This is a genomic window from Mesorhizobium sp. P2_C7, assembly GCF_056404515.1.
In genome coordinates this window covers 242,126-248,625 of sequence record NZ_JBFUDW010000011.1, presented here as the reverse complement: position 1 = coordinate 248,625, position 6,500 = coordinate 242,126, and the positions used below count along the sequence as shown (strand labels likewise).

Here is a 6,500-nt window from a genome sequence, read left to right as displayed (position 1 = left end):
CGTTTCTCTTTCTTCAATATTCAATTTTCAAAGAACAGACACCGCAGACGCAGTGTCGTGGCCCGTTTCGCTTTTGGCTCCGGGGCCGTCCGAGTGTCGCTTACGCGGCTCTCTTGAATCTCACAACGGGCAGGCTTAGAAGCAAACTTCTTCGTCGCCAGCGGCGTGCCGCCCTCGTTGGTGAGGCGTATATAGTCGCCACCCTCAACAACTGTCAACAGCCATCTCAAAGTTTTTGAACTTTTTGCGACAGAAATCTCGGACCTGGTCTGTTGATAGCCGGCTGCCCTTGGGGAACAGCGACAACGCCGGGTGGGCGACCACGAAGGAGCCCTATTGCCGCCGCATTGCCGTTCGACACCAAAGCCAACGAAAGCGGCACCGCGCCGACGGCGCAGCGCCTCTTTCAAGAGCCTCATACAGGGGTGCGCGATGAGCCTTGCAGAGAAGGTGAACCGCCCCTCTTTATAGAGCGCCCTATACAAGAGAAGTGCGCGAGGGGAATTCGACCGGGGCGTAGGCTTCGTTGACTTCACCGGCCATGACAGGCAAATGTCACGGCCATAACAAAAGCGACAAGCCGTTCCGCCCGGGGAAGAAGCAGCCTTTCTGGATGCCAGACACGGAAGATGTCATAGCCGAACTCGGCAACGAGCCGCCGCTTATTGCGGATGGCCGCAGCGGCCCGCCCGACCGGCGCGAGGTTTCCGCACGCTGGCTGTCAGGCACCTTCCTCACCGGCGTGACCTCAAGCGTGCTGATGGGCGTGGCACTGTTCGCTGCCCTTGACGGACGTCAGCAATTGGCGACGCCACCCGAGATTGCGGAACTGATCAATCTTGCCGGCAATGGCGATTCCGGCGAGGTGGCCAAGACGACAAGGCTGGTGGCGCCGCGTCAGATCGCCAAGGCCAAGGACCGCCGTCGGATGGAAGTGTCGATGGTGACCAAGGTCGGCGACCGCGACGTCATCCACACCATGCCTTTCGTGCAGATCAAGATGGCGCTTGCCGCCGGCCACACCACCAGCCGCCCCTACCCGCCTTTCGACCCGATGCAGGTGTTCGGCAACGACGGCGACGATAGTGCGGCGCAGCCGGCGACAGCCTCGGCCGCTTCCGGCCAGATCTACGGCGCCAAGGTCGAAAGCGAGATGAGCCTGAAGACCGTCGATTTCCCGATCGATACGGCGGCTTTCGACGAAAAGAGCGACCTGTCCGCCGACGAGGTGGAAAAGGTGGTGCGCGAAGCCGGCACCGACCTCAGCGATGGCGCCGTCCAGGTCGCTTCACTGCACTATGTCGACCCGCAGCGATTCGGCGACGCCTTTGCCGAGAGCATGGCCGGCTCCTATGACGTCAAGATCGTGCCGGAGAACGTCTCGGTGGCGCCACGCGCCGCCGCCGACGATCAGGCGCCGGCTTTCGCCGAGGAAATCATCCCCTTCACCAAGGATCTCGACATTACTGAGGCCTTTGCCGATTCGGGCTATACGGGAGAAGACGCCACCGGCATGGCCGAAGCGATCGCCAAGCTGTTGAACGCGACGGCGCTCAAGGCCGGAACCGTGCTGCGTGTCGGGCTCGAGGTGCATGGCGACGCCGCCAAGGTCGTGCGCACCAGCGTCTACGACCGAACGCAGCACATCGTCACCATCGCGCTCGACGATCGCGGCCAGTATGTGCCGGCGCAGGAGCCGGATCCGAACCCCGAATTGCTGACGGCGTTCGACGACTCACCGCCCGTGGTGGTGCGCGGAAATTTGCCGAACATCTATGACGGCATCTACCGCGCCGCTTATTCCTATGGCATGTCGAAAAAGATGACCCAGCAACTGGTCAAGCTGCTGGCATCCGGCGTCGACTTCCAGTCGCGACTCAATCCGGCGGATCGCCTCGAAGTCTTGTTCTCGCAGCCGGACGGCGACGACCAAGCGTCCGACGAGTCCGAACTGCTTTATGTCTCATCGACCTTCGGCGGGCAAACGCGCAACTTCTACCGGTTTCAGATGCAGGACGGTAGCGCGGACTATTTCGACGAGGACGGCAGCAGCGCCGAGCAGTTCCTACTGCGCAACCCACTGCCAAACGGGAGATTTACCTCCGGGTTTGGTGCGCGCAGGCATCCTATCCTCGGCTATGTCCGCATGCACACAGGTACGGACTGGGCCGCCCCGATCGGATCGCCGATCATCGCCGCCGGCAATGGCGTCGTCGAGAAGGCGGGCTGGGCCGGCGGCTATGGCAAACAGATCATCATTCGCCATGCCAATGGCTACGAGACGTCCTACAATCACCAGAGCGCCTTTGCCAAAGGCATCGAAGAAGGCGTGCGGGTTCGCCAGGGCCAGGTCATTGGTTATCTCGGCCAGACCGGCCTCTCCACCGGTCCGCATCTCCATTACGAGCTGATCGTCAACGGCACCAAAGTCGATTCGATGCGTGTCCGGCTGCCGGTCGGCAAAGTGCTGAAGGGCGATGATCTCGTCGCCTTCAAGCGCGAACGCGAGCGCATCGACGATCTGCTGAAGCAGGAAGACAGTGATTCGCTGAAGGTTGCGAGCGCCAAGATCGACGGCTGATTCGCTGATTTTCAGCCTTGCGGATTTTCCGCACGCCACGGCCATGGCAGCCGCTGACCGGGAATGGTCGTCCACGCGATCACTGCTGAAAGCAGGCAGAGCAGTGCCGTCACCGAAGAGACGGCGGAAAACGCCGCGTCGCTGGCGGCAAGCCTTGCCGCATCGACTGCCGGCGCCAGCCCAATCGTCGCCGGTTCGCCAAAGCCTGGCACGCCGGGCGTCGCATTCCCATCGAGTGCTTTCGCGTAGACCGAAGCCGCAAGCGAGCCCATCGCTGCCACCGCGATCAGGCCGCCGATACGCGAGACGGCATTGTTTATGCCGGAGGCAGCACCGGTATCCTTGTCTTCCACGGCCGTCATGATCGCGGTCGACAGTGGCGACACGACCAGCGCCATGCCGAGCCCCATCAGCCCCATCAGCGGAAACGTTCCCGTCCAGAAATTGTGGATGCCGGCATGGGTGAGCAAGGCAAGTCCTGCAAACGCGAAAGCCACGACAAGGCTGCCGAAGGCGATCGGAAAGCGCGGCCCGATCCGGTCTGACAACTGGCCGACGGGCCGCGACAAAAGTGCCATCGATGCCGACAGCGGCAGGAAGATGAAGCCGACCTCGGCCGTGCTCAGTCCCCAGCCGGCGATCAGCAGCATCGGCAGATAGAAGAGATTGGCCGACAGCGCGAAATAGAGGAAGAACGTCGCGAGATTGGCGCCGGCGAAAGCGCCGATGCGAAACAGCGACAGATCGATCATCGGCTCGCGCTGCCAAAGCTCGAAGGCGATAAAGACAGCCAGCAGCACTGCACCAACGGCAATGCTCGGCCCCGACAAATGGCCCTCGCCGCTGGCGCTCATCGAGGTCAGCCCGTAGGCGAGCGCGCCGAAGGCTAATGTCGCGAGCGCGGCGCCGCCGAGATCCAGGCTGCGTTTTTCCGTCGGCGTATCGGCCGGGATCTTGGCCAGCAGTAGATAGATCGAGATCAGGCCGAGCGGCAGGTTGACCGCGAAGATCGCCCGCCAGATGCCATCACCGAATGCCGACAGCACGAAACCACCGAGCACCGGGCCAAGTGCCGTGGTCAGCGCCGAAGCCGCGGCCCAGATCCCGATGGCGCGGCCGCGCTCTTTTTTCGGATAGGCCTTGGCGATGATGGCGAGGCTGCCCGGCACCATGATCGCCGCACCAATGCCTTGCAGCGCGCGAAATGCAATCAGCACCACCGCATTCGGCGCCAGCGCACAGGCAAGCGAGGCGACAATGAATAGCGCAATGCCTGCCACGAAGGCGCGGCGCAGACCGAATCGATCGCCGGCGGCGCCCCCGGCAAGGATCAGTGCCGAGAGCGTCAAAGCATAGGCATTGGAAATCCACTGCGCCTGCGCCAGGCTGGCACCAAGGTTGACGCGAATCGCCGGCATGGCGATGGCCAGGATCGAACCGTCGATGAAACCGAGCGCCGAGGCCAGGATCGCCGCAATCAGCACGAATCGCCGCTGCGACGGTGGACAGAACGTGCCGTTCGTGACCGGACTGGTCAGCGGAACGGCGGCGGCTTCGCTTGGTGAATGCATGGAACCTTGCTTAGACCGCAGGCGTGTTGGCAACAACCGGCCAGTGGCTTGCTGTCCTTGAAACCAGTCACATGGCCAGGATCGCGCCTGTCCGGGTGCACACGGCGGCAGTCATGCTAGGTTCTGGCCAGGTTTCCGGAAAATTGCAGACGGGGAGAAGTCGATGAAGCGGCCACTTGAAGCATCGGCGGAGGGACGCGGCCGTATCGTCGGCATCACCGACGGCGTGTTCGCCATCGCACTCACCCTGATCGTCCTCGAAATCAGGGTGCCGGCGCACGAGGCGATCCATTCGGAGCGCGATCTGCTTGCCGCGATCGCGGCACTGGCGCCACGCTTCCTGACCTATGCCTTGAGCTTCCTGACGCTGACCATCTTCTGGTTCGGCCAGCAGGCGCAGCATGGGCTGATCGCCAAATCCGACCGGCGGCTTGCCACGCTGAACCTCTGCTTTCTCGCCTTCATTGCCCTGCTGCCGTTCTCGACCGATCTTTTGGCCGACTTCCTCGAGTTCAAAACCGCGATGCTGGTCTACTGGCTCAACCTGCTGATGCTCGGCGTCACGCTATTCGCCAGCTGGCGCTATGCGGAGAAAAACGGCTTCCTGGCAGAGGATGTCGACGCGGAAACCAGCCGCACGGTCTATCTGCGCATCGTCAAGGCGCAGATCCTGTGGGCGATTGGCGCGGCACTGTGCCTGATCACGCCGTTACTCAGCGTCGGATTTATCCTGGTGGTGCAACTGGTCTATGCGATAACCCCGGGCGCGAAGTGGGTGCGCAGGATCATCGGCTGAGCGTTTCAGAAGCGTGCTTCAGCTTCAGTCGACGAACTCCACCGTCACGCCCGGCGAAACCAGCTTGGCCAGTTCCCGCGCATCCCAGTTGGTCAGGCGCACGCAGCCATGGCTTTCTGTCTTGCCGATCTTCGACGGATCCGGCGTGCCGTGGATGCCGTAGGTCGGCTTGTCCAGAGCGATCCACACCGAGCCGACCGGACCGTTCGGACCTGGCGGAATCGTCAGGACCTTGTCGTTTTGACCCTGCTTGAAATTGATGCTGGGGTTGTAGGTGTAGTTCGGATCGAGAGCGACGCGCGATACAGCGTGTATGCCGGACGGTGACGGTGTATCCGCCGACCCGATGGTTGCGGGATAGGCCGCCACCAGCTTGTCGCCCGCATCATACGCGAAGACCTCTTTCCTGCCCTTGTCGGCGACGATACGGGCAACCGGCGTCGAGACCAGTTTGCCGAAATTTGCGACCTTGATGGTCGTACCGGGACGATTGAAATTGGCGTCCGGGTTGAGCGCCTTGAGGTAGTTCTCGTCCATGTGGAAGCGCTCCGCGAGCGCCTCGGTCACCGACGTATAGCCCATGCGGTCGAGCTGCGCCTTCTGGCTGTAGTCTTCCGGGATCGAGGCGACATAGGGACCGGCCGCATCCTCCGGGGTAATGGTGTAATTGGCGAAGGCATCGCCACCGGACTGCGCAAGAGCCGCCTGGATGCCGACCGCATCGGTCGACCGCAGATTGCTGCCGGTGATCTGGTTGTAGGCGGCGAGCGCCTTGTCGACATTCGAACCGAAACGCCCATCGATGACGCCAGGCGAAGCGCCACCCCGGTCGAGCAGCACCTGCAGCGCCGCGACATCCTGACGTGCTCCCAGCGAAAGCGCCGGCTCGACGGTCGACTTGCCCCCAGTCGATGGCGGCAGTCCCGCTTGCTCGGAGGGAGACGCCGGCTGGGCAGGGTCAATCGAGGCCTCGTTCAGCGGCTGGCGTTTGATGGTGCCCGGCTCTGTCGACTGCGGCGCATCGGGATAATTGTTGTCGTAGCTGCCGTCGTCCTGCGGTGGCGGCGGATAGGCTTCCACGGAATTGTCGCTGTTAGGATCATATTCGTCCGCCGGCGGCGGGATGACCCGGCCTTCTTCTTCCAACTGCTTGCGACGGAACCGCGCCATGTCTTGCGGATCGTCGAGATAGTAGCGGTCATTGTCATCGGGGACCCGGCCCAGTTCGCGCAGCCGTGTCTCGCGGCGCAGCGCGCGCCGGTCGAGCCGCGTCTGCGGCGGCTGGATAGCGATGACCTTGCCCGTATCGGCATCGACGATGACGCGGTTGCCCCTGGCGTCGTAATAGATGTCGAGATTGCCGTCCTGGGCGACGAGGATGCCGCCATCGTCGGCGGCGCGCGCAATCCGTGATGCGCTGTCCTGCGAAGGCGCGCCGAGCGCGCCAGAGGACAAAAGCCCGCCGGCGAGTACCGAAAGGGTGAAGATCGTGCGCAGCATGGTGGCCAAACTCTCCGGTCCGTAATTGCCGCCGCCCGGCAGTGTCCCTGTA

Annotated in this window: 4 protein-coding genes; 2 read left to right on the top strand and 2 right to left on the bottom strand. The window is 62.9% G+C overall.

Going from position 1 to position 6,500, the window contains the following annotated elements; translation table 11 throughout:
• Window positions 1-613 precede the first annotated feature (613 nt).
• Window positions 614-2,581, top strand: coding sequence for a M23 family metallopeptidase (locus tag AC1D2G_RS23080; protein ID WP_477416813.1), 1,968 nt, complete (start codon window positions 614-616; stop codon window positions 2,579-2,581).
• An 11-nt stretch (window positions 2,582-2,592) separates the two neighbouring features.
• Here AC1D2G_RS23080 and AC1D2G_RS23075 read toward each other — a convergent pair whose 3' ends face one another.
• A complete protein-coding gene (locus AC1D2G_RS23075; RefSeq protein WP_477416811.1) occupies window positions 2,593-4,152 on the bottom strand; it encodes an MFS transporter in 1,560 nt (519 codons plus the stop codon).
• A gap of 163 nt (window positions 4,153-4,315) precedes the next feature.
• Here AC1D2G_RS23075 and AC1D2G_RS23070 point away from each other — a divergent pair, with 163 nt between their 5' ends.
• A complete protein-coding gene (locus tag AC1D2G_RS23070) occupies window positions 4,316-4,948 on the top strand; it encodes a TMEM175 family protein (RefSeq protein ID WP_477416809.1) in 633 nt (210 codons plus the stop codon).
• A gap of 24 nt (window positions 4,949-4,972) precedes the next feature.
• Here AC1D2G_RS23070 and AC1D2G_RS23065 read toward each other — a convergent pair whose 3' ends face one another.
• A complete protein-coding gene (locus AC1D2G_RS23065) occupies window positions 4,973-6,448 on the bottom strand; it encodes a L,D-transpeptidase family protein (protein ID WP_477416837.1) in 1,476 nt (491 codons plus the stop codon).
• Window positions 6,449-6,500 lie beyond the last annotated feature (52 nt).

What these genes read in the sequence shown, in the direction of transcription:
- AC1D2G_RS23080 (WP_477416813.1), top strand. Translation starts at nt 614, where the DNA reads ATGCCAGACACGGAAGATGTCATAGCCGAACTCGGCAACGAGCCGCCG.
- AC1D2G_RS23075 (WP_477416811.1), bottom strand. Translation starts at nt 4,152, where the DNA reads ATGCATTCACCAAGCGAAGCCGCCGCCGTTCCGCTGACCAGTCCGGTC.
- AC1D2G_RS23070 (WP_477416809.1), top strand. Translation starts at nt 4,316, where the DNA reads ATGAAGCGGCCACTTGAAGCATCGGCGGAGGGACGCGGCCGTATCGTC.
- AC1D2G_RS23065 (WP_477416837.1), bottom strand. Translation starts at nt 6,448, where the DNA reads ATGCTGCGCACGATCTTCACCCTTTCGGTACTCGCCGGCGGGCTTTTG.